This is a genomic window from Ruegeria sp. AP12 (assembly GCF_056540025.1).
This window is the reverse complement of sequence record NZ_JBQFVZ010000001.1, coordinates 301,499-318,151: the sequence shown is the minus strand read 5'-3', so window position 1 is coordinate 318,151 and position 16,653 is coordinate 301,499. Positions and strand designations below refer to the sequence as shown.

General features: G+C 60.0%; 18 protein-coding genes. 13 read left to right on the top strand and 5 right to left on the bottom strand.

Translation table 11 applies throughout. The annotated features are described in order from the left end of the window. Positions 1 to 28: 28 nt before the first annotated feature. Complete coding sequence (locus tag ACR0E6_RS01585) at positions 29 to 694, bottom strand: SOS response-associated peptidase (protein WP_480580494.1); 666 nt, start codon at positions 692 to 694, stop codon at positions 29 to 31. A gap of 54 nt (positions 695 to 748) precedes the next feature. Here ACR0E6_RS01585 and ACR0E6_RS01580 point away from each other — a divergent pair, with 54 nt between their 5' ends. Next, positions 749 to 2,401, top strand: a complete 1,653-nt coding sequence (locus tag ACR0E6_RS01580; RefSeq protein WP_480580492.1) for a tetratricopeptide repeat-containing sulfotransferase family protein — start codon at positions 749 to 751, stop codon at positions 2,399 to 2,401. 56 nt (positions 2,402 to 2,457) lie between these two features. Here ACR0E6_RS01580 and ACR0E6_RS01575 read toward each other — a convergent pair whose 3' ends face one another. After that, on the bottom strand, positions 2,458 to 4,041 hold the full coding sequence (locus tag ACR0E6_RS01575; protein WP_480580490.1) for a bifunctional metallophosphatase/5'-nucleotidase: 1,584 nt from the start codon (positions 4,039 to 4,041) through the stop codon (positions 2,458 to 2,460). 109 nt (positions 4,042 to 4,150) lie between these two features. On the opposite strand from ACR0E6_RS01575, the gene ACR0E6_RS01570 reads away from it, so the two are divergent. The 4 genes from ACR0E6_RS01570 to arsC are packed head-to-tail and all read left to right on the top strand — an operon-like array spanning position 4,151 to position 6,310. Then, a complete protein-coding gene (locus ACR0E6_RS01570; protein ID WP_170524832.1) occupies positions 4,151 to 4,489 on the top strand; it encodes a DUF952 domain-containing protein in 339 nt (112 codons plus the stop codon). Next, positions 4,486 to 4,917, top strand: a complete 432-nt coding sequence (locus ACR0E6_RS01565) for a DUF1330 domain-containing protein (RefSeq protein WP_170524835.1) — start codon at positions 4,486 to 4,488, stop codon at positions 4,915 to 4,917. Before ACR0E6_RS01570 ends, ACR0E6_RS01565 begins: the two co-directional genes overlap by 4 nt. Next, the gene (locus ACR0E6_RS01560) at positions 4,914 to 5,972 is read left to right on the top strand and encodes a quinone-dependent dihydroorotate dehydrogenase (RefSeq protein WP_480580487.1); all 1,059 of its coding nucleotides are present in this window, start codon (positions 4,914 to 4,916) and stop codon (positions 5,970 to 5,972) included. Before ACR0E6_RS01565 ends, ACR0E6_RS01560 begins: the two co-directional genes overlap by 4 nt. After that, positions 5,969 to 6,310: an arsenate reductase (glutaredoxin) gene (gene arsC, locus ACR0E6_RS01555; RefSeq protein WP_480580485.1), complete on the top strand. Its 342-nt coding sequence runs from the start codon at positions 5,969 to 5,971 to the stop codon at positions 6,308 to 6,310. Before ACR0E6_RS01560 ends, arsC begins: the two co-directional genes overlap by 4 nt. Here the strand turns inward: arsC and ACR0E6_RS01550 are convergent. The 3 genes from ACR0E6_RS01550 to ACR0E6_RS01540 are packed head-to-tail and all read right to left on the bottom strand — an operon-like array spanning position 6,307 to position 8,565. Continuing rightward, positions 6,307 to 7,623, bottom strand: coding sequence for an MATE family efflux transporter (locus ACR0E6_RS01550; RefSeq protein WP_480580483.1), 1,317 nt, complete (start codon positions 7,621 to 7,623; stop codon positions 6,307 to 6,309). The genes arsC and ACR0E6_RS01550 overlap by 4 nt on opposite strands. Positions 7,624 to 7,626: 3 nt before the next feature. Next, the gene (locus ACR0E6_RS01545; RefSeq protein ID WP_170449359.1) at positions 7,627 to 8,145 is read right to left on the bottom strand and encodes a PaaI family thioesterase; all 519 of its coding nucleotides are present in this window, start codon (positions 8,143 to 8,145) and stop codon (positions 7,627 to 7,629) included. Then, the gene (locus ACR0E6_RS01540) at positions 8,146 to 8,565 is read right to left on the bottom strand and encodes a PaaI family thioesterase (RefSeq protein WP_170524846.1); all 420 of its coding nucleotides are present in this window, start codon (positions 8,563 to 8,565) and stop codon (positions 8,146 to 8,148) included. A 116-nt stretch (positions 8,566 to 8,681) separates the two neighbouring features. Between ACR0E6_RS01540 and ACR0E6_RS01535 the strand changes: the two genes are divergently transcribed. The 8 genes from ACR0E6_RS01535 (at position 8,682) to ACR0E6_RS01500 (ending at position 16,611) form a co-directional block, all read left to right on the top strand. Further along, on the top strand, positions 8,682 to 9,050 hold the full coding sequence (locus ACR0E6_RS01535) for a MerR family transcriptional regulator (RefSeq protein WP_170449355.1): 369 nt from the start codon (positions 8,682 to 8,684) through the stop codon (positions 9,048 to 9,050). 247 nt (positions 9,051 to 9,297) lie between these two features. Beyond that, positions 9,298 to 9,699 carry a MerR family transcriptional regulator gene (locus ACR0E6_RS01530; protein ID WP_170449353.1) on the top strand — a complete coding sequence of 134 codons (402 nt, stop codon included), beginning with the start codon at positions 9,298 to 9,300 and terminating at the stop codon, positions 9,697 to 9,699. A 42-nt stretch (positions 9,700 to 9,741) separates the two neighbouring features. Beyond that, positions 9,742 to 11,523, top strand: coding sequence for an acyl-CoA dehydrogenase C-terminal domain-containing protein (locus tag ACR0E6_RS01525; protein ID WP_480580480.1), 1,782 nt, complete (start codon positions 9,742 to 9,744; stop codon positions 11,521 to 11,523). A 55-nt stretch (positions 11,524 to 11,578) separates the two neighbouring features. Beyond that, positions 11,579 to 11,791: a hypothetical protein gene (locus tag ACR0E6_RS01520; RefSeq protein WP_005981899.1), complete on the top strand. Its 213-nt coding sequence runs from the start codon at positions 11,579 to 11,581 to the stop codon at positions 11,789 to 11,791. A 276-nt stretch (positions 11,792 to 12,067) separates the two neighbouring features. Beyond that, positions 12,068 to 12,706 carry a glutathione S-transferase family protein gene (locus ACR0E6_RS01515; RefSeq protein WP_480580478.1) on the top strand — a complete coding sequence of 213 codons (639 nt, stop codon included), beginning with the start codon at positions 12,068 to 12,070 and terminating at the stop codon, positions 12,704 to 12,706. Between the two features lie 11 nt (positions 12,707 to 12,717). Beyond that, the gene (locus ACR0E6_RS01510; RefSeq protein WP_170449347.1) at positions 12,718 to 13,929 is read left to right on the top strand and encodes an acetyl-CoA C-acetyltransferase; all 1,212 of its coding nucleotides are present in this window, start codon (positions 12,718 to 12,720) and stop codon (positions 13,927 to 13,929) included. Further along, positions 13,929 to 14,417, top strand: a complete 489-nt coding sequence (locus ACR0E6_RS01505) for a cupin domain-containing protein (protein WP_480580476.1) — start codon at positions 13,929 to 13,931, stop codon at positions 14,415 to 14,417. The genes ACR0E6_RS01510 and ACR0E6_RS01505 overlap by 1 nt, the downstream gene beginning before the upstream one ends. After that, positions 14,410 to 16,611: a 3-hydroxyacyl-CoA dehydrogenase NAD-binding domain-containing protein gene (locus tag ACR0E6_RS01500; protein ID WP_480580474.1), complete on the top strand. Its 2,202-nt coding sequence runs from the start codon at positions 14,410 to 14,412 to the stop codon at positions 16,609 to 16,611. Before ACR0E6_RS01505 ends, ACR0E6_RS01500 begins: the two co-directional genes overlap by 8 nt. Positions 16,612 to 16,653 lie beyond the last annotated feature (42 nt).

Genomic DNA, 16,653 nt, shown 5'->3' with positions numbered 1-16,653 from the left:
GCGCGACCTATGGAAAGCCTGTCAGCGCTCATTCTTCGATTGCCTTGATCAATTCGGGGCCGGACGCGCGGTTGGAATTGACGGCCGGGTCGACCCGGTGAAACTCCAACACATCCTCGGCTCCGGGCGTCATCAGCCGCGCGGCACCTTTGCCTGCCTCACCCAACCACAAGGACCAATCGTCTGGTTCAAGGATCAAGGGCATCCGGTGGTGAATGGCCGACAGGTTTTGGTTTGCCTGCGTGGTGACGATGGCGCAGGTGGATTGCCGGGCGTCATCAGGGCCCCAATCCTGCCAGACCCCTGCAAACGCGATGGGAGCCCCATCTTTGCGATGAATATACCAGGGCAGACGGGTGCCCTGTTCCGTCTTGGTCCATTCGTAGAAACCGGTGGCTACGATCAGGCACCGTCGCGCGCGGCAGGCATCGCGAAAAGCGGGTTTTTCAGCCAGTGTTTCAGCGCGGGCGTTGATCAACAAGGGCCCTGCGGTTTCGGTCTTGTACCAACGGGGCAGAAATCCCCACCGCAGCGCGTCCAACTGCCGACCGCCCTCACCCAACCGCACGGCGTGGACCTGATTTGTCGGGCAAATGTTGTAGTTGGTGACGGCAGGCAAGGCATTGGCAGGCCTGGCGGCAAAAAGCTGTGCCATGGCATCATTGGGAAGAGTTATTGCAAACCGTCCGCACATGGGTAATGAACCCTCGAAAGTGTTTCATTCAGGCACAAGGTCTCATGGGGTGACATGAAAAATCAAACGGCGAAATCCCTGAAAGACAAGGCAATCGAGCTTTTGGAGGCAGGAAAACTGCCACAGGCGTTGAAAAAGGCCGAGCTGGGGATCAAGAAATTCCCGAAGGACTGCGATTTTCGCGCCATCGCCGGGTTCGTCCTGACCGAGATGAAGCAATACAAACGCTCGATCCCGCAATTCGTCGAAGCCTCGCGTATGAAGCCGGAAGACCCGCAATTTGTCGAGAACCTTGCAAATGCGTTGATGCAGACCGGCCAGATCGAGCGCGCGCTGACCTATGCGGAACAAAAATCCGAGAAGTTTCCGAACAACAAGGAACTTGCGCGGGTCATCGAAGAGATTTCGCTGAAGGGCAGCAACTGGCGGTCGATCATCGACTACGCGACGCAGAAACTGGCCAATGATCCCGATAATGCTGATCTGCTGATCAAAAGGGCGCGTGCTTTCGCAAGGATCGGCTTTGTGGAGGAAAATACGCGCGATGTCTCACGCGCATTCGAGTTGGACGCCGAGAATCCGGCAGTCGCCTTTGCCAAAGCAGTTACCTTGCACCAAAGCGGCGACAAAGAGGGCTCTGGCACGCTTTTTCGCGCGATTGTGGACAAGGACCCGAACCACAAGAACGCGTTGCTGCAATTGTCGACCATTGCCGACAAGGGTAATGCCTCTGCCCTTTTGAACAAGGTTGAAGCGGCGATAGATGCCAGTGATCACGACTTGCAAGAGCTTCAATTCGCAAAGGCCCACCTGACCTCGAAGATTGACGGGCTGGGTGCGGCGATGCCGCATTTCGCGCAAGCCAACGCGACGCAGCACGGAACCAATCCCTACCATTTTGCGGCGGAAGATAAGAAGTTTAACACGATTACGAACCTGTTTCCGGTTGGCGAGCCATCAGTCAGTTCTGATCTGGTCGAGGCCCCCGCCCCGATTTTCGTGATCGGGCAGCCCCGCTCTGGCACAACGTTGATGGAAATGATGCTCAGCGCCGCGCCCGGTATCGCGGGTTGTGGCGAACTGACTTTGGCGGCGGATCTGTCTGTCGAGTTCCAATCGGGCGAACGCGCTTTCGACGCGGATGCAGCACGCGAGTTCGCACAGCAGTTTCGTGAGCTAATGCCGCCGATCCCCGAGGATTCGACAGCCTTTGTCGACAAAATGCCCCATAACTTCCAGCGCGTCGGCTTCGTCCTTGCGGCGTTCCCGAACGCGAAAGTTATCAATATGTTGCGCGATCCTCGGGATGTTGGCCTGTCAAAATGGATTCGGCGTTTCCCGGCCGGCGGCATGAACTATGCCTCGAACCTGGAGTCGATTGCGCATACGGCCAACCTGTACCGTCGGTACATGGCGCATTGGGATGCCGCGTTTGCCGGCCGCATCCTGACCGTGCCTTATGAAAAACTGGTTGCCGACCCGGAAACCTACAGCAGAGACATCGCCGCGTTCTGCGAGATTGAATGGCACCCCGCGATGGTGCGCCCCGAGGACAATACGAAACAAGTGCGAACAGCCAGTATCGATCAGGTGCGCAACAAGATCTCGACCAAGTCGATCGGTGGCTGGCGCGCCGTCGCCGAGCATATTCAGCCCATGCTGGACGGGTTCGATCCCGATCTGTGGCCTGAGTACGATTTCAGCTGATCCAAACGAAAAAAGCCGCATCGAAATGATGCGGCTTTCTTTGATATACCAGCGCCTTACTTCTGCTTGATACGCCCATCTACATAAGGCGTATACGGTGCGTTTTCGGCCAGATATTCCGCTGTCACATCCGCCAGATCAGGACCAAAATCATAAGCGTTCTTGTCGTCGCCTTCAAACATGCTGTACCCGTCACCACCGTTGCGCACGTAGTTGTTGGTCACGACCAGATAGGTCGCCGCTGGATCGATCGGCACAAATCCGTCACCTTCGGCAACCATCACCTCGGTGATACGGCCTTCGTTCGGCGCGACCGAGGGATCCCAGGTGAAGGTCATACCGGCAACCTGCGGAAAGCGGCCTTTGACTTCTTCCACCTGACTGACACCGTTTTCCAACGCGTCAATGACGCCCTGTCCGCTGATCTCGAAGGTCGACAGCGTGTTCTGGAACGGCAGAACCGTCAGGACCTCGCCCATGGTCACTTCGCCTTCGTCAATCGAGGCGCGCAGACCGCCCGAGTTTGCAATGGCGATCCGGGCCCCCTGATCCGCAACCCGCGCCAGCATCGCATCGGCGACAAGGTTGCCCATCTCGCATTCCTGCACCCGGCAAATATCGCGCGACCCTTCGACCGCTGCACCGGTTTCAGCAACCACACGCTGCTTCATCTCTTCAATCGGTGCGCCCATTTCGGCGACACGCGCTGCGACATCCGGGTCAGGAGTGACCGAGGCGTCCAGCAGGATCGGCTCGCCCTCTGCGGAAATCAGATTGCCGTCATCGTCGAAGGTCAGAACCACTTCGCCCAGATATTTCGAATAGGCATAGGCCTGCACCACCGGCACATCGCCCACCATCGTCGGATAGGCGCCCGCAGCACCTTCGTCCGTGTTCGACAACAGCGTGTGCGAATGGCCGCCAACGACAAGATCCAAGTCGGGAACCTGTTCGGCGATCTCCAGATCTTTGGCCAGACCCACATGGTTCAGCGCGATGATGATGTTCACGCCGTCTTCCTGCAGCGCCGCGACGTCGGCCTTCAGGCTTTCGATTTCGTCCTGAAACACCACGTCCTTGCCGGGGCTGGAGGTATCGACCGTATCCGTTGCCAGCGCCGAGATGATGCCGATCTTCTGGCCGCCAACCTCAAGAACCACGTGGTTTTGCACCTTGTCCTTCAGCTCAGCAGAATTCGACAGATCCAGATTGCCCGAGATCACCGGGAAGCTGACCGCGTCGATGAAAGCGGCAAGACCTTCGGGGCCATCGTCGAACTCGTGGTTGCCGACCGCCATGACATCATAGCCGATACCTTCCATGAACTCGGCCTCGGCCGCGCCCTTGTAGGTGGTGTAGAACAGCGAGCCCTGGAACGGGTCACCTGCATCCAGAAGCAGCACGTTTTCATCCGCCAGCTCGGCCCGCTTGGCGTCCACGGCTGTTTTCAGCCGGGCCACGCCGCCGAAACACTTGCCCTCGGCCTCGTCTTCGGCGTCACAGGTGGAATCGTATTTGTTGATCGACTCGATGCGGCTGTGAATGTCGTTTGTGTGCAAAATCGTCAGCTTATACTCAGCCGCCGCAACACCTGCGGTCAGGGCCAACACGGCGGCCGATGTTAGGAAACGGGTCAACATTTGAATACTCCCTATCTTTGATTGCGCAGATCGTGCGCTGTGGACGGGAAAGAGTCAAAGGGGCAAATCCGACTTGATTCCCCCCGCAGCGCGAGGCATCACCCAAGACATGCTGATCTACAAAATTTTCCGGGCCGATGAATGGGCCGAGTTGCAGGCCAATGGGGCATCGGACGGGGCTCCGATCGATCTGTCCGACGGGTTCGTGCATTTTTCCACCGCTGAACAGGCGGCTGAAACCGCAGCCAAGCATTTCGCCGGTATCGAGGGGCTGACCCTGTTGGCCTGCGACGCGGATGCCATGGGCGATGACCTGAAATGGGAGGTGTCGCGCGGCGGGGCCCTGTTCCCACATCTCTATCGCCAGATCCGCATGAGTGATGTGGTCTGGTCGCGCGCGCTGCCCTTTGATGGCCAAACCCACCACTTCCCGAAGGAGATGGCATGACCGCCTATATCGATCCCGAACGCGAGCAATTCGAAACCTTCAAGACGCTGGATCGCGATCACCCCATCGAGATGTTGAATCTGGTCAAGTTTCGCGCCAAGGCCGCCTATCCGGCGGGTCACGAACTGGCCGGGGCCGACCTGACCGGGGCGGATGCCTATGGCAAATACGGGCTTGAGACCGCCCCCATCATTGCCCGGTTGGGCGCGTCGATCCTGTGGCGCGGCGTGTTTCAGGCAACCCTGATCGGACCGACGGATGAAGCGTGGGATGCAGTGTTCATCGCCCGTTATCCCAGCGCTCATGTGTTTTTGGAAATGGTCACCGACCCCGACTATCAGAAAGCCGTTGTGCATCGTCAGGCGGCGGTCGAAACCTCGCGCCTGATCCGCTGCGGTTCGACCGAGGGCGGGGCATCCTTCGGATGAAACTGACCGAAAAACTTGGGCTGGCCGCCCTGCGCCGGATGGATCCGGAAACCGCCCATGGGCTGTCGATCAAGGCACTGAAAGCCGGGCTGGCCCCTGCGCCGGGGCCGATCACCTCGGCCCGGCTGAGCACCGAAGTTGCGGGGCTGCGCCTGCCCAACCCGGTGGGGCTGGCCGCTGGATTTGACAAGAACGGAGAGGTCCTGACCCCTCTATCCCGCGCGGGCTTTGGGTTTATCGAGGTCGGGGCCGTGACCCCGCGCCCACAGCCCGGCAATCCCAAGCCCCGCCTGTTCCGCCTGATCGAGGACAAGGCCGCCATCAACCGTTTTGGGTTCAACAATGACGGAATGGAGGTCATGGCCGGACGGTTGGCTAACCGTCCCAAGGATGCTGTGATCGGCCTGAACCTTGGGGCGAATAAAGACAGCGACGACCGGCCGGGAGATTTCGCCAAAGTGCTGGCCCATTGCGCCGAGCATCTGGATTTTGCCACCGTTAACGTGTCGTCCCCGAACACCGAAAAGCTGCGCGATCTTCAGGGCAAAGCCGCGCTTGGTGCGCTGCTGAGCGGCGTCATCGAGACGCGCAATGCCCTGCCCCGCCCCCTGCCCATCTTCCTGAAAATCGCGCCCGATCTGACCGAGGCCGAATTGCAGGACATCGCCGAGGTCGCCGCCGAGACCGGCGTGGACGCTGTGATCGCAACCAACACCACCCTGTCCCGTGACGGTCTGCGCAGTGCGCACAAGGACGAAAAAGGCGGCCTGTCGGGTGCGCCCTTGTTCGAGAAATCGACACGCGTGCTGGCCCGGTTGAGTCACCTCACCGGCGGCAACATCCCTCTGATCGGCGTCGGCGGCGTCAGCACGGCGGAACAAGCCTATGCCAAGATTTGCGCCGGGGCGTCCGCGGTGCAGTTCTATACCGCAATGGTCTATGGCGGTCTGTCGCTGGCTGCGGAGATCGCGCAGGGGCTGGATGCCCTGCTGGCGCGTGACGGGTTCGACTCGGTGGCGCAGGCCGTGGGTAGCAAACGAGAGGATTGGCTGTGATCGAATATTGGCACAACCCGCGCTGTTCAAAATCCCGCACGGGTCTGGCACTGCTGGAAGAGCGCGGTGCGGAGGTTCAGGTTCGGAAATATCTTGAAGATGCGCCCTCGGTCGAGGAACTGCGCGCGGCTCAGGTCCTTCTGGGCGTATCCGCTGTTCAGATGATGCGCACGGGCGAGAAGCGATTCAAGGAATTGGGCCTGTCAAAAGATGCACCGGACGCAGAGCTGATCAAGGCCATGGCCGAGAACCCGATCCTGATCGAACGCCCCCTTGCTATCGCCGGGGGCAAAGCCGCCATCGGGCGCCCACCGGAAAACCTGCTGGACCTGCTTTAAGCGACCTGAGCCTCAAGCCGGGGATAGCGCCAGCCCATTGTCACGCCGCGCGCAAGGTTCAGGACCATAAGCGCGGCCCACAAACCGTGGTTGCCGAAGCTGGGCACCAGCAGGAACAGGGCCACGACGTAGATGGCCACCGATTGCAGCATCGCATTGCGCATCTCGCGGGTCCAGGTGGCGCCGATATAGATGCCGTCAAACATCCAGCTTGCCACGCCAATGACCGGGGCAATCGCCGCCCAGAACAGGAACACGCGCCCGGCCTCGCGTACCTCGGGCGAGGTGGACATCAGATCGATCAGCGCAGGTCCGGCGAAAAAGAAAACCCCGCCCAGCAGAACGGCCCCGCCGACGCCCCATTGCGACGACACGACAGAGGCGCGGCGGACCTGAAACCGGTCCCGCGCGCCAACTGCGCCACCGACCAGCGCCTCGGCAGAAAACGCAAACCCGTCCAGCGCAAAGGCGGTGATTTCCAGAAATTGCAACAACACCTGATTGGCGGCCAGATTGACATCGCCCAGATCGGCCCCAACAAACAGGAACGTTGTGAATGACCCGGTCAACAGGACCGAGCGGATCATGATATCGCTGTTCACCTGAAGCATCCGCCGCAGACGGGCCGCATCGAAGATACGGGCCCAATCCCGCCAGATCCGGTTCCGGAACCCGTCGCGGCACAACCACAGCCCCAGCGCCAGCCCCGTCCACTCGGCGATCAGGGTTGCGATGGCGACGCCTTCAACGCCCCAGCCGAGACCCAGAACAAACCACAGGTCCAGAGCGATATTCAGCCCGTTCATCCAGATTTGCAGCAGGAACACGCCCCGCGTCCGCTCGACCGCGATCAGCCATCCGGTCACCGCGTAAAGCGCGATGGTGGCTGGCGCCCCCCAGATCCGAATTTCAAGATAGGCACGGGACAGCGCCTCGACCTCGGGGCTGGCCGGAGACAGCAGAAACGCGCCGCTGAAAATCGCAACCTGTGCAACGATGAAAACCAGCCCCGCCGCCGCACCCAGCATCAGCCCCCGGATCAACAGGGCACGCATCTCGGCCAAATCCCCTGCCCCGCGCGCCTGCGCGGCAAGACCGGTGGTGCCCATGCGCAGAAAACCGAAAATCCAGTAGACCGCAGACAGGATCACAGCGCCGATCCCCACTGCCCCTATCGGCGCGGCCTGACCCATCTGCCCGACAACGCCCGTGTCCACCGCACCCAGAATCGGCACCGTCATATTGGACAGCACAATCGGAACCGCGATCTTCAGCACCCGCCCGTGCGTTATGGGTGCCGGGGCATCGTGCATTCCTTAGCTCTTGTCAGAGCGGCTTTGGGGGATCAGGAAATGCCCTGTGCCCTGCGCGAACAACTTGTCGTGATTGTCCTGCCAGGCCTCGACCCGAACCGAGGCATAACGCCGACCGGATCGGTTGATAAAGGCGCGGGCATAGGCGTCGCGCGGCAGGCCTGAGCGCAGGAAATCCACCGTGAAATCGATCGTCTTGGGAAAGCGTGTCTCTTCCGATTTCAGAATATCCGCAACATCCAGCTCACCGCTTTCGATCCGGGGGAACAGACGTTCCCAGCTTAGGGTAATAAGGGCTGTGACTTCAAGAAACGCCGCCGTCACGCCACCGTGCAGGGCGGGCAATAGCGGGTTTCCGATCAACTTTTCGTCAAAATTCAGAACGCCGGTCAGCTCATCGCCACGCCGGTCGAAGCTGATATTGAGAAAGCGGATATACGGAACACCTTCGACCAAAGCGGTCAGCGCGGCATCCCGGCGCTGTTTGACAACCTGCATGGGTTCGGGACGTGCACGCGCCATTTACTTGACCTCCACGGTGAAGGCACCCGATGCGGTGGCGACCGGATTGTCCTGATCTTCATCGGTTGCCGTGGCCCGCACAAAGGCCACGTTCCGCGTGATATGATAGCATTTGGCGCGTGTCGTGATGGTCTGGCCCGGCTTTGCGGCGCGCATGTAATCTATCCTCAGATCGATGGTTGCGGTGCTTGTCGGCTTCACCGGATTGCTCATCACCGCTGCGCCGCAGCACGTGTCCAGCATTGTCGATACGGCACCACCATGAATGACACCGGTCCGGGGATCGCCAACCAGCGCCTCGTTGTAAGGCATGGTGATTTCCGCTTCACCATTGTTAATATACGTCAGCTCTAACCCAAGTGCCTGTGCGTGAGGAATGGCCTGGATGAACTGGCGCGCAAATTTTGAGATATCCGCCATACATTTGGCTCCTGTCGTCAAGTTGCCCCTTTATGAGCCGCGGACGATGCAAAGGGCAAGCCCGCCTGTTGCGCTCGTCCTCATGACACCCTACGGTGCTGCCAAGGAGACCAGGAATGTCCGACAACCGTTTGTCATTCAAAGAGATGTGCGCTGAGTACGATGTGACTCCGCGTACCCTGCGTTACTACGAGTATATCGAGTTGTTGCAGCCCGATCGGGAAGGCCGGTCGCGGTTTTACGGCCCCCGCGAATGTGCGCGCATGACGCTGATCATGCGCGGGCGCAAATTCGGTTTTCCGCTGGAAGAGATTCGTCAGTGGCTGCTGATCTATGAAGATCAGGGCAACGAGGCGCAAATGGCTGCCTTTGTCGAAATGGCCGACCGCCAGATGGACGAACTGAACCAGCAACGCCAGCAACTGGACGAGGCGATGGGCGAGCTCAAGCGCCTGCGCGACCAGACAGCAAAATCTCTGAACTGACAGGCTCAATGCCTGCCGGGTGCCGCAAGCGCCCATAAATCTGCCAGTCGTTTTGGCGGCGTCCGCCCCGATTCCCGGTTGACGCGGGGGAAATAAAATTGCCCCTGAGTCTGTTTACGCGTTCGGAAGTTACGTCAACTTGGAAATGACGCAGCGTTTGGATTACGTAAACGTCACTCTCATGTTGTAAAGCGACCAGCAACTGCGCAAGTCATGTCCAGTGACGCCAGTGACGAGAGTATGACGAATGACCGAAGATCTGATGACCATCCGTGAGATGTGCGAGACCTATGATGTCACGCCCCGTACCTTGCGGTTCTACGAGGCGAAGGAACTGCTGTTTCCGATCCGCGAGGGTCAGAAACGCCTGTTCACCAAACGCGACCGCGCGCGGCTGAAGCTGATTCTGCGCGGCAAGCGGTTCGGGTTCAGCCTGGAGGAAATTCGCCAGCTTCTGGATCTGTACCATGTGGGCGATCAGCAACTGACCCAGATGACCCGCACCTATGAGATCGCGTGCGACCGTCTGGCAGACATGGAATCGCGCCGCGAAGAACTGACGCAGGCAATCGACGATCTGAAAGAACAGTTGCGTTGGGGCGAAAAAGTCATCGCCTCGATGAAACAGGAAAAAAAGGCAGCCGAGTAACTTCGGCCTGCCGGCTGGAAATATGAATTAAGGGAGCTTTCCATGCCCGTGTATAACGCGCCTACCAAAGACACGCAGTTCATCCTGCATGACGTTCTGAAAGTCTCGCAGTCGGATATTCCCGGCTATGATGAACTGGAAGCCGAATTTACCGGCGCAGTTCTGGAAGAAGCAGGCAAAGTTGCCGCGAATGTGCTGCATCCGCTGAACACCGTGGGCGACACGGAAGGGTGTCGGCTGGAAAACGGCATCGTCTACACGCCGACCGGGTTCAAGGACGCTTTCGAGCAGGTGAAAGAAGGTGGCTGGACTGGCCTCGACATGCCGGAAGAATATGGCGGCCAGAACATGCCCTATGTCATCGGTACTGCTGTGGGCGAGATGTTCTCGGCCGCGAACCAGGCCTTCACCATGTATCAGGGCCTGACCCACGGCGCGGCCTCGGCCATTCTGGCGCACGGTTCGGACGAGCAAAAGAACAAATACCTGCCCAACATGGTCAGCTGCGAATGGACCGGCACCATGAACCTGACCGAACCGCATTGCGGCACCGATCTGGGCCTGATGCGCACCAAGGCGGAACCGCAGGAAGACGGCAGCTATAAGGTCTCGGGCCAGAAGATCTTTATCTCGGCCGGCGATCACGACATGTCCAACAACATCATCCATCTGGTGCTGGCCAAGATCCCCGGTGGCCCCGAAGGCATCAAAGGCGTGTCGCTGTTCATCGTGCCCAAATTCATCGTGAACGAAGACGGCACCCCGGGCGAGCGCAACGGTGTTTCGGTCGGCAAGATCGAAGAAAAAATGGGCATCCACGGCAACTCGACCTGTGTGATGAACTATGACGAGGCGACCGGCTGGCTGCTGGGCGACCAACACAAAGGCATGCGCGCCATGTTCACCATGATGAACGAAGCGCGTCTGGGTGTGGGCATGCAGGGTCTGGCGCAGGCCGAGGCCGCCTATCAGAACGCCGTCGAATACGCCAAGGACCGCCTGCAGGGCCGCGACGTGACCGGCGTGAAAAACCCGGACGGCCCCGCCGATCCGCTGATCGTGCACCCCGACATCCGCCGCAACCTGATGGATCAGAAAAGCTTTACCGAAGGCGCGCGCGCGTTCATCCTGTGGGGCGCGACGATGATCGACAAGGCGCATCGCTCGGGTGACAAGGACGCGGACGGTCTGATTTCGCTGCTGACACCGGTGATCAAGGGCTTCCTGACCGATCAGGGTTACGACATGACGGTTCAGGCGCAGCAGGTCTATGGCGGCCACGGCTACATCGAGGAATGGGGCATGTCGCAATACACCCGCGACGCCCGTATCGCCCAGATCTACGAAGGCGCCAACGGCGTTCAGGCGCTGGATCTGGTGGGCCGCAAACTGGCACAGGATGGCGGCAAGCACGTGATGGCCTTCTTCGAAATGGTCAAGGGTTTCTGCAAGGAAAACGGTGGCCAGGACGAAGCTTATGACAAGGCGTTCATCGAACCGCTGAAGGCGGCGTCGAAGGATCTGCAGGCCGCTGGCATGTACTTCATGCAGCAGGGCATGAAGAACCCCAACAACGCGCTGTCGGGGTCCTATGACTTCATGCATATGTTCGGCCATGTCTGCCTGGGCCTGATGTGGGCACAGATGGCCAAGGCCGCGCAGGGTGCCTTGGACGGTGGTGCGTCGGACAAAGAGTTCTACGAGACCAAGATCAACACCGGCCGCTTCTACATGGCCCGCCGCCTGCCCGCCACGGCGCTGCATCTGGCCCGTATCCAGACCGGCGCAGACACTGTGATGGCTCTGGACGCGGCGAGCTTCTGATCTCAGTCTGGGTCCGGGCGCTCATGCCCGGACCCAGCTATTGAGAGGATACAAGATGCCAAAACGTTTTCGCCTGACCCGCCGTTTTCCGGTCGCCATGACTGAAGACGGGTATCGCAAGCTCAAGGGTTTTGCCCGTGAGGCCGGTCTGGATGAAGGTGAGGCGCTATCCTTTCTGTTCGAGAACTTCAACAGCGTGATTGACGAGGAGAATCTGACCCACCGGCTGCGCATCTTCAACTCTGAGCTGGAAGCGCGAAAACGGTGAGGGCACGCACCAACCAACTGCCTGCTACGGCCTTACGGCCGGACGCCTCCGGCGGGAGTATTTCTGAAAAGATGAAGACGTGATGCGCCCCTGCCACCGGGCGCACTCGCCATCAGGACAGGGACGACTTCACCTTTTGCGGTCATCGGCTCTCCAGCCTGTACCGCAAGCCGAGTGAAACAGATCCGGTTTGATAAATGGTAAACGTCGCCACTTCATCTTTTTACAAATACTCAATTCCAACCTGACCACATGCGCCTTGGGAGGGGCAATCGCATGACGATCAAACTGCACTGCTTCGGAGAAAGCGGAAACAGCTACAAGGCGGCGCTGGCGTTGGAGATGTCCGGGCTGCAGTGGGAGCCGGTCTTTGTCGATTTCTTCAACGGTGAGACCCGCACGCCAGAGTTCCGCAAGGACGCAAACGAGATGGGCGAATCCCCGTTTCTTGTCGATGGCGATTTTCGCACCAGTCAGTCCGGCGCCATTCAGGCTTATGTGACCGAAAAATCCGGCAAGTTCGGCGGTAAGGACCGTGACGAGAACTACGAAATCCTTCGCTGGGTGTTGTGGGACAACCACAAGCTCAGCTCGATGGCCGGGTTGACGCGGTTTCTGGTCAATTTCCTGCCGGAAAAACACCGTAACCCGGATGTGATTGCGTTTAATCAGGGCCGTCTGAAAGCGGCTTACGAAGTCCTTAATGCCCATTTGGAAGGCCGTGACTGGATTGTTGGTGATGGTGTCACCAACGCCGATCTCAGCTGCTGCGGCTATCTCTATTATCCCGAACCATTCGGCTTTGACCGTGCCGACTGGCCCAATATCGACGCCTGGCTGACCCGTCTCAGCGAACAGCCCGGCTGGAAACACCCCTATGACCTGATGCCCGGCAACCCGTCGGATCGAGCTTAAGGAGAAGTCTCATGACCGAAGCTTACATATATGATGCCCTGCGCACCCCGCGCGGCAAGGGCCGCAAGGATGGCAGCCTGCACGAGGTGACCTCGGTGCGCCTGTCCGCCCTGACCCTGAACGCGATGAAAGAGCGTAACAATCTGGAAGGCCACGCTGTCGAGGACGTGATCTGGGGCAACGTCACGCAGGTGATGGAGCAAGGCGGCTGTCTGGCGCGCTCGGCTGTTCTGGCCTCGGATCTGGATGAATCGATCCCCGGTCTGGCCATCAACCGTTTCTGCGCCTCGGGCATGGAAGCGGTGAACCTGGCGGCGAACCAGGTCAAAGGCGGCGCAGGCGAGGCCTATATCGCCGGCGGTGTCGAGATGATGGGCCGCGTGGCCATGGGCAGCGACGGTGCGGCGATTGCCGTGGACCCCTCGCTGGCGATGGGCACCTATTTCGTGCCGCAGGGCATTTCGGCCGACATCATTGCCACCGAATATGGTTTTACTCGCGATGACGCGGACGCGCTGGCGGTTGAATCGCAGCGCCGTGCCGCAGAGGCCTGGGCGGACAACCGGTTCGAGAAATCGGTCATCACCGTCAAGGATCAGAACGGGCTGACCATTCTGGACCGCGACGAGTACATGCGCCCCGGCACCGACATGCAAAGCCTTGGTTCGCTGAACCCGTCCTTCCAGATGATGGGCGAGCAGATGCCGGGCTTTGACAAGGTAGCGATGCTGAAATACCCGCATCTGGAAAAGATCAACCACGTCCACCACGCGGGCAACAGCTCGGGCATCGTGGATGGGGCCGCTGCTGTGCTGATCGGCAACAAGGAGTTTGGCGAGAAATACGGCCTGAAACCGCGCGCGCGTATCAAGGCGACCGCCAAGATCGGCACCGATCCGACCATCATGCTGACCGGCCCTGTTCCGGTGACAGAGAAGATTCTGGCCGACAATGGCATGAAGATCAGCGATCTGGACCTGTTCGAAGTGAACGAAGCCTTCGCCTCGGTCGTGCTGCGGTTCCAGCAGGCGTTTGACGTCGATCCGGCGCTGGTCAACCCAAATGGCGGCTCGATCGCGATGGGTCACCCGCTGGGCGCAACCGGTGCGATGATCATCGGCACGCTGCTGGACGAGCTTGAGCGTCAGGACAAGGAAATGGGTCTGGCAACGCTTTGCATCGCGTCCGGCATGGGTGCGGCAACCATCATCGAGAGGGTCTGATGCCCAAGCTGGATCTCTCTCAGATCTCATTCAGGGGCGGTTCGGGCTATCCCGGCAAGCTGGCAAAGGCAGGCGATGGCCGCTTTGTCCAGCCTGTGGGGGATGCTGGCGGGCTGACCCAGTACGGGGTCAACATCGTGCGGCTGGAACCGCAGGGGCTGTCCTCGCTGCGCCATTATCACATGGAACAGGACGAGTTCGCCATCGTCCTCAGCGGCACCTGTACCCTGATCGACGATGATGGTGAGCATGAGATGCAGCCCGGTGATTGCGCCGCTTTTCCCGCAGGTGAGGCCAACGGCCACCACCTTGTGAACAAAACCGATGCGCCCGCGACCTTTCTGGTGGTGGGCACACGGACCCCGACCGAGACCGGCTATTACAGCGACCTAGACATGATGGTGAAGTTCGATGCCGACGGCTTTCGCTTTACCCGCAAAGACGGCAGCCCGCTGACGGCTGACCAGATTGGAGATGACAATGACTGAATTCACTCTGACAAAAGACTCTGATGGCGTGGGCGTCATCACCTGGAATGTGCCCGGGAAAACCATGAACGTGATGTCCTTTGACGGGCTGGCGCAACTGAGCAGCTGCATCGATGATGCGCTGGCCGATGACGCGGTCAAGGGCATCGTCATCACCTCGGGCAAGGAAGGGTCGTTTGCCGGTGGCATGGACCTGAACCTGCTGGCGGTGATGAAGGAACAGGCGGGCGACGATCCGGCCAAGGGTCTGTTCGAGGGCACGATGCAGATGCACGCCCTGCTGCGCAAGATCGAGCTTGCGGGCATGGACCCCAAGACCAAGAAGGGCGGCAAGCCGATTGCCACCGTTCTGCCCGGCACCGCCGCGGGCATCGGTATGGAACTGCCGCTGTCCACGCACCGCATCTTTGCCGCCGAAAACCCCAAGGCAAAGTTCGGCCTGCCCGAGATTATGGTCGGCATCTTCCCCGGCGCGGGCGGCACCACGCGGATGGTGCGCAAGGTTGGCGCGATCGCGGCGGCTCCACTGTTGCTGGAAGGCAAGATGCTGGACGTCAAGAAAGCCAAGGGCGCAGGCTATATCGATGAGATCGCCGAAGACCCGATGGCTGCGGCCAAGGAATGGGTGCTGAATGCCAAGGACGGCGACATCGTCAAGCCCTGGGACGCCAAGGGCTACAAGATGCCCGGCGGCGCGCCCTACCATCCTGCGGGCTTCATGAACTTCGTCGGAGCCTCGGCGATGGTGCATGGCAAGACCCAAGGCGCCTTCCCGGCTGCCAAGGCGCTGCTGAGCGCGGTTTATGAGGGCGCTCTGGTCGATTTCGACACCGCGCTGAAGATCGAGGCGCGCTGGTTCACATCCGTGCTGATGAACCCGTCCTCGGGTGCCATGATCCGCTCGCTGTTCCTGAACAAGGAAGCGCTGGAAAAAGGCGCTGTGCGTCCCGCTGGTGTTCCCGATCAGTCGGTCAAGAAGATCGGCGTTCTGGGCGCGGGCATGATGGGTGCGGGCATCGCGCTGGTGTCGGCGCAGGCCGGTATGGAAGTGGTTCTGGTCGACCGTGATCAAGCAGCCGCCGACAAGGGCAAGGCCTATACCGAGACCTATCTGGACAAGGGCATGAAGCGCGGCAAGGTCACCGCTGAAAAGAAAGAGGCCATGCTGGGCCGCATCACCGCGACCCCGGATCTGGACAACCTGAAAGGCTGTGACCTGATCATCGAAGCCGTCTTCGAAGACATGGGCGTCAAGGCCGAGATGACAAAGAAGGTCGAAGCGATCATCCCCGAGGATTGCATCTTTGCCTCGAACACCTCGACCCTGCCGATCACCGATCTGGCCAAAGCCTCGGCGCGTCCGGATCAGTTCATCGGCATCCACTTCTTCTCGCCGGTCGAGAAGATGTTCCTGGTCGAGATCATCAAGGGCAAGGAAACCGGGGATCGCGCGGTCGCCAAGGCGCTGGACTATGTGCGCCAGATCAAGAAGACGCCCATCGTGGTCAACGATGCACGCTTCTTCTACTGCAACCGCTGCATCATCCCCTACATCAACGAAGGTGCGCGCATGATCACCGAGGGCGTCAGCCCCGTGCTGATCGACAACGCCGCGCGGCAACTGGGCTTCCCGGTGGGTCCGGTTCAGCTGACTGATGAGACCTCGATCGATCTGGGGGCCAAGATCGCCCGTGCCACCAAGGCGGCGATGGGCGATGCCTATCCCGAAAGCCCCTCGGACGATCTGATCTTCTGGATGGAAGAACAGGGCCGTCTGGGCCGCAAATCGAACGCAGGCTTCTTTGACTATGACGAAAAGGGCAAGCGCGTCGGGTACTGGAACGGCCTGCAGGACAAGTATCCGCTGGCCGAGGATCAGCCCGACCTGATCGAAGTGCAGGAACGTCTGATGTTCGCGCAGGTTCTGGAAGCGGTGCGCGCGCTGGAAGAGGGTGTACTGGAAGACATCCGCGAAGGCGATGTGGGCGCCATTCTGGCCTGGGGCTTTGCGCCGTGGTCCGGTGGTCCGCTGAGCTGGCTTGACATCATCGGCGCGCCTTACGCCGCCGAGCGTTGCGACCAACTGGCCGCAGCCTATGGCGAGCGTTTTGCCTGCCCGCCGCTGCTGCGTGAGATGGCCGAGAAGGGTCAGACCTTCTATGGCCGCTTCGACCCCGAAGCCAAAGCCGCTTGATCAAGTGATGCAGGCGCGTGACACCACGCGCCTGCATCGTTC

Coding starts and splice junctions, on each gene's coding strand:
- ACR0E6_RS01585 (WP_480580494.1), bottom strand. CDS start 694: ATGTGCGGACGGTTTGCAATAACTCTTCCCAATGATGCCATGGCACAG.
- ACR0E6_RS01580 (WP_480580492.1), top strand. CDS start 749: ATGAAAAATCAAACGGCGAAATCCCTGAAAGACAAGGCAATCGAGCTT.
- ACR0E6_RS01575 (WP_480580490.1), bottom strand. CDS start 4,041: ATGTTGACCCGTTTCCTAACATCGGCCGCCGTGTTGGCCCTGACCGCA.
- ACR0E6_RS01570 (WP_170524832.1), top strand. CDS start 4,151: ATGCTGATCTACAAAATTTTCCGGGCCGATGAATGGGCCGAGTTGCAG.
- ACR0E6_RS01565 (WP_170524835.1), top strand. CDS start 4,486: ATGACCGCCTATATCGATCCCGAACGCGAGCAATTCGAAACCTTCAAG.
- ACR0E6_RS01560 (WP_480580487.1), top strand. CDS start 4,914: ATGAAACTGACCGAAAAACTTGGGCTGGCCGCCCTGCGCCGGATGGAT.
- ACR0E6_RS01550 (WP_480580483.1), bottom strand. CDS start 7,623: ATGCACGATGCCCCGGCACCCATAACGCACGGGCGGGTGCTGAAGATC.
- ACR0E6_RS01545 (WP_170449359.1), bottom strand. CDS start 8,145: ATGGCGCGTGCACGTCCCGAACCCATGCAGGTTGTCAAACAGCGCCGG.
- ACR0E6_RS01540 (WP_170524846.1), bottom strand. CDS start 8,565: ATGGCGGATATCTCAAAATTTGCGCGCCAGTTCATCCAGGCCATTCCT.
- ACR0E6_RS01535 (WP_170449355.1), top strand. CDS start 8,682: ATGTCCGACAACCGTTTGTCATTCAAAGAGATGTGCGCTGAGTACGAT.
- ACR0E6_RS01530 (WP_170449353.1), top strand. CDS start 9,298: ATGACCGAAGATCTGATGACCATCCGTGAGATGTGCGAGACCTATGAT.
- ACR0E6_RS01525 (WP_480580480.1), top strand. CDS start 9,742: ATGCCCGTGTATAACGCGCCTACCAAAGACACGCAGTTCATCCTGCAT.
- ACR0E6_RS01520 (WP_005981899.1), top strand. CDS start 11,579: ATGCCAAAACGTTTTCGCCTGACCCGCCGTTTTCCGGTCGCCATGACT.
- ACR0E6_RS01515 (WP_480580478.1), top strand. CDS start 12,068: ATGACGATCAAACTGCACTGCTTCGGAGAAAGCGGAAACAGCTACAAG.
- ACR0E6_RS01510 (WP_170449347.1), top strand. CDS start 12,718: ATGACCGAAGCTTACATATATGATGCCCTGCGCACCCCGCGCGGCAAG.
- ACR0E6_RS01505 (WP_480580476.1), top strand. CDS start 13,929: ATGCCCAAGCTGGATCTCTCTCAGATCTCATTCAGGGGCGGTTCGGGC.
- ACR0E6_RS01500 (WP_480580474.1), top strand. CDS start 14,410: ATGACTGAATTCACTCTGACAAAAGACTCTGATGGCGTGGGCGTCATC.